The 1,861-nt window shown below is 69.8% G+C and carries 2 protein-coding genes; both read right to left on the minus strand.

What is annotated here, in order from left to right; translation table 11 throughout:
- A partial coding sequence (locus tag A3E77_RS04505) for a class I SAM-dependent RNA methyltransferase (protein WP_293643641.1) occupies window positions 1-899 on the minus strand: 899 nt, incomplete at its 3' end.
- A 1-nt stretch (window position 900) separates the two neighbouring features.
- On the minus strand, window positions 901-1,861 hold a 961-nt coding region (locus A3E77_RS04510; RefSeq protein WP_293643642.1), incomplete at its 5' end, for an NAD(P)H-hydrate dehydratase.

Genomic DNA, 1,861 nt, shown 5'->3' on the forward strand with positions numbered 1-1,861 from the left:
CGGTTGGCCGCGGCCGCCAGCGCGGCGATCGCATCGCGCGCGCCCTCGGCGGCATAGACTTTGCGCCCCGCCTGCACCGACAATGCAAAGGTTCCGACGCCCGCGAACAGGTCAGCGACGGCCCCGGCATCGCCGATCGCCCTCGCCACCGCATCGACCAGCGCCGCCTGCCCGGTTGCGGTGGGCTGCAAAAAGGCGAATGGCGGCACTTCGACCGTGACGTCGCCAAAGCGCATCGTCGGCGGTTCGGGCTGCCAAAGGATCTCCAGCCCGTCGCCCTGGTCGATCGCGAAGCGCGCGAGGCGGTGCTGCCCGGCAAAATCCTGCAACGCCATCGCGGCATCCAGCCCTTCGGCCTTCACGCCTTCCAGGATCAGTTCGACGCCCTGATCGAGCATCTGCATCTTGACCTTCACCGGGCGTCGCGGCTGGGCAATCATCACCAGCAGTTCGCGCACCGGCGCGATCAGCGCGAACAGGTCGGGCAGCAACAGCGGGCACATCCGCATATCAACGACCTGATTGCTCTGCGCCGCGTTGAAGCCGACCGCCACCTGTTTGCCCGTGCGAAGCGCGGTCAGCGCCGCGCGGCGACGGCTTTGCGGGGCGGACAACAGCGCGGGCAGCACCTCGCCATGCGGCACAGCCTGCCCTTCCAGCCCGCCGGCCACGCGGTCGCGCACGAAATCGGCGAGCGCGGGTTCGGCAACATGCTGCAACTGGCAACCACCACATTTGCCGAAATGGCGGCATGGGGGATCGGCGCGATTGGGACCGGGGGTGATGACCCCATCGTCGCGCACGCGATCGCCCGGCACGGCGCCCATCACATGGCGGCCGTCGCCCGTCACGCCATCGCCGCGCGCGGCAATGCGCTCGATCAGCGCAGCTTCACTCATTTCATTCCCTAACCAGATGATCGGCGACCAGATCGTCAGCGACAAGGCCGGGGCCTATACGCTTGGCTTGCGCGATATGCCAGCCCACCGCCGCGACCGCGGCATCAAAGGCGTCTCCGCCGCGCGCGAGCATGGCGCCGCAGGCCCCCGCGAGAACATCGCCCGTGCCCGCCGTCGCCAGCCAGGGACTACCCGGCCATGCGGCCGCGACCCGACCATCGGGCGCGGCGATGATCGTGTCCGCGCCCTTATAGACGACGACCGCCTGCGTGCGCACGGCGGCGGCTTTTGCGCGGTCGATCTTGCTGCCATAGGCTTGCGGAAAGGCGCGCGAAAACTCGCCCTCGTGCGGCGTCAGGATCGCCTTGCGCGGGGTTTCGGACAGGCGCGGCAAGGCCGCACCGATCGCGGCCGCGTCGAGGACGAGCGGCTTGCCCGAATCGAGCGCGGCTTCGACATCGAACAGCAGCTCATCGCCCGCCGGAAAGCCCGGCCCGATGACCACCGCACCGATGCGCGGGTCGTCCAGCCGCTCGCCAAATTTGGCGTCGCTTTCGGTGACAATCGCCGCAAAGCGTGCGCGGTCGCTGCCGTCGACGACGACATAACCCGCACCCGCGCGCAGCGCCGCCGCGGCAGCCAGTCCAGCGGCGCCGCGCATCGGCCCCGCGAAGACCAGCACCATGCCGCGCGTGAACTTGTGCGCCGCCGCGTCGGGTTTTGCGGCCCGCTGTATCGGCAGCGTGCGCATGGCCCTGTTCGCTGCAATGCCGATCGGCGCCAGCAGCACACGGCCACAGGCGGGCGCGGTCGGTAGCAGCACATGCGCGGGCTTCAGCGTGCCGAGCGCCAGCGAGACATTGGCGGGCAGTGGCGGCATCCAGTCGGCCGCACCGTCGCTGTCCACCCCGCTGGGAACATCGACCGCCAGGATTCGCCGGTCGGCAAAGTGCGCCAGGACC

The organism is Sphingopyxis sp. RIFCSPHIGHO2_12_FULL_65_19 (assembly GCF_001830555.1).
Taxonomy (GTDB): Bacteria; Pseudomonadota; Alphaproteobacteria; order Sphingomonadales; family Sphingomonadaceae; genus Sphingopyxis.